The organism is Allobosea sp. P4_C6, assembly GCF_056402015.1.
On the sequence record NZ_JBFUIF010000201.1, the window covers coordinates 1 to 2,124 of the forward strand.

The following is a 2,124-nucleotide window of genomic DNA, read 5'->3' on the forward strand; positions in this document are numbered from 1 at the left end:
CCCGACGGTAGATCAATCCTTGCGCAGCGGACAACCAAAAGGCAGCGAAGGTCGAAAAATCAGGGGTGCCGTCAGCCTTGTTTTGACTGACGACCACGATATGGCCCGCACCGCCAAGCGGAACGATGAGCTGGATCGAGTTTGGATGCCGTTCCAGCATTTCGATCGGCTGGTCCGGATGCTGCGCCTTCGCCTCGAAGATCGATGTAACCAGCCTGGTTCCTGGCAGGACATCGGAGGCTGCGTGCGCGTGGATGTCGTGTCGCAGAGCCGTACCGTTGTTGACAACATGATCGGATTCGCCAGCTTCCACGATCCATCCATAGGGCTCGAACGAGGCCTTCGTCACCGGTTGAACTTGGAGAGTCCGGGGGGAAGGAATCCCGAGCGTGAGCTCATCGTCTTGCATAGGTGTTCCTCAAGGGGCCGCCGGGATCGAGGCCTCCACGCATTGTAGATGCCGGTCCACCGCAGGTGGATACGGTGCCGTTTGAACCGGCCGGATGACGGCACAGGCGTTGGTGAAGCCGGCCCTGCCTGTCAAGAGATGGGATTGCGGAGGAAAGCGCCGGACGGTTTCGGATACACGTCGAGGGCTGCTCTTTGATGGTCGCGCAGAGGGCGAGGCGCCGCTCCGCTCGGAACGTCGCCCCGCCCGAACGAATGAAGCACTCTCAGTCTTCGATCTTGAAGTAATCTGCCCCAAAACGAGCAGCATCGTTATACGTCACCTTTTGCAGAACGTTCTGCGACAGGTTCCATTTTTTGAAGACCGCTGCGTAAGAACCATCGTCGACCATGCTCTGCAAAGCCTTGATCACCGCATCGCGAAGGCCCGGACTGTTCTTGTYGACGATCCACCCCTGATAACCAACCGCGTAGCGGCCGCTGGTGATGAGTTCGAGCTGGATGCCGCCCTTGGGCTGCTTCGCAGTCGAATAGGCTGAAACGCCTACATTGGCGATATAGGCATCTGCGCGCCCGCTCTTCACCGCGAGCTGGGCCTGATCGCTGGTTGGGAACTCCATGATCTCAAGCGGCTTCGAACTCGGACATTTCTGAGCCCGCAGTTCGAAGAGCTTGAGCGGGGTCGAGCCTTGGTGGGCGGCGCCGCGGTGCCCGCACATGTCGCTGAGCTTCTTGATGCCAAGCGGATTGCCCGCAACGACCACGAGACCGGCGGCCTCATAGTTCACATCGATGATATCGACGATCTTTTCGCGCTCGACGAAGTCCCCGAACGCAGACGCTCCGAGATCAAAGCGCCCAGACTGGATGCCGGGAATGATGCTGGGAAACGGAGCAGCTGACACCTTGATTGGAATTCCGATGCGCKACGCTACTTCGGCCAGAAGCTCCTGCTCGACACCGATGAGGGTCTTGTTGTCCTCATCGTAGAAATCGTAGGGCGGTTGCTGCGGATCGCTGGCGGCCATGATCGCACCTGCGTTGCGGATACGCTCGGGCAACATGTCATAAAGGCCGGCAATGCGCTCTCCCGCAGCCGCCGAACCCGTCCATACGATAGCGGCGGCCAGGACGACCGCTTTGAGCCTGCTCGTCATTTGAACAATTCCCCTGTCAATTGTGATTGTTGATCCGGCTGAGGAAACTCTTCGTCCGATCTTTTTGCGGATTCTGCAGAACTTCCCGAGCCGGGCCTTCCTCGACGATCACCCCCCCGTCTATAAAGACCACGCGATCCGCGACTTCCCTCGCGAAGCCGATCTCATGTGTGACGATCAGCATGGTCATTCCTTCCCGTGCCAATCGCTTCATCACCGCCAGCACCTCGCCCACCAGTTCTGGATCAAGCGCGGAGGTAGGCTCGTCGAACAGCATCAAGCTGGGTTTCATGGCGAGTGCGCGTGCGATCGCAACACGTTGCTGCTGCCCGCCGGAAAGCTCTGCCGGCATGGCATGCTCCTTCTCGCGAAGGTCGACCATAGCGAGAAGCCGTCGCGCGTTCTCGACCGCCACGTCCCTCGCTTCGCCCTTCAAGAGCATGGGACCTTGCGTGATGTTGGTCATCACATCGAGATGCGCGAACAGATTGAACCGCTGAAAAACCATCCCGATGTCCCGGCGTTGCCGAGCCAGTTCAGCATGTTTCATCTCGTAGAG

The 2,124-nt window shown here is 59.2% G+C and carries 3 protein-coding genes; all 3 read right to left on the bottom strand.

The window, feature by feature from the left end; translation table 11 throughout:
* On the bottom strand, window positions 1-409 hold a 409-nt coding region (locus AC1DVA_RS27895), incomplete at its 3' end, for an ureidoglycolate lyase (RefSeq protein WP_476808049.1).
* A 265-nt stretch (window positions 410-674) separates the two neighbouring features.
* The gene (locus AC1DVA_RS27900) at window positions 675-1,565 is read right to left on the bottom strand and encodes an ABC transporter substrate-binding protein (RefSeq protein WP_476808050.1); all 891 of its coding nucleotides are present in this window, start codon (window positions 1,563-1,565) and stop codon (window positions 675-677) included.
* A gap of 16 nt (window positions 1,566-1,581) precedes the next feature.
* Window positions 1,582-2,124: amino acid ABC transporter ATP-binding protein (locus AC1DVA_RS27905; RefSeq protein WP_476808051.1), on the bottom strand; the 543-nt coding region annotated here is incomplete at its 5' end.